Source organism: Lentimicrobium sp. S6 (assembly GCF_013166635.1).
Classification (GTDB): Bacteria; Bacteroidota; Bacteroidia; order Bacteroidales; family UBA12170; genus UBA12170.
The window spans coordinates 1-413 of sequence record NZ_JABKBZ010000292.1; the positions used below are offsets into that span (position 1 = coordinate 1).

The following is a 413-nucleotide window of genomic DNA, read 5'->3' on the forward strand; positions in this document are numbered from 1 at the left end:
CTGAAGTTTCGCACCAAATCAGACTGCCTTATCAAGCTGAATTAGAATAGGTTCTTTTTCTCTAAAAAACAGAAAATTTTCACTATTGTTGATTAACTCATGTGCAATTTTCTGAAAATCAACACCATCTATTACTTTTTCCAAAAAGTCCATTATTTGGTATACTATCAACAAAATCCTATCATTCAATTTGTGTTCGATGTAATCCTGTTTCAAGTCCCTAAATAAACCACCGATCGTTTCGTAAGCCTCCATTCGGAACCTGATGCTGGTGAGTAAATATTGAATCATAATAATAGTAGTTTGGGCTATTTGGACATCAAAATTCGTAGACTGACAGGTGCCTAATTTGAATAATTGTTTAACCTCCTTAAAAAAGACTTCAATAGTCCATCTAATGCTATAGATTTCAA

1 pseudogene is annotated in these 413 nt (G+C 32.9%); it reads right to left on the bottom strand.

The window, feature by feature from the left end:
• Positions 1 to 161: 161 nt before the first annotated feature.
• Positions 162 to 413: pseudogene (locus HNS40_RS23880) on the bottom strand (transposase); the annotation flags it as partial.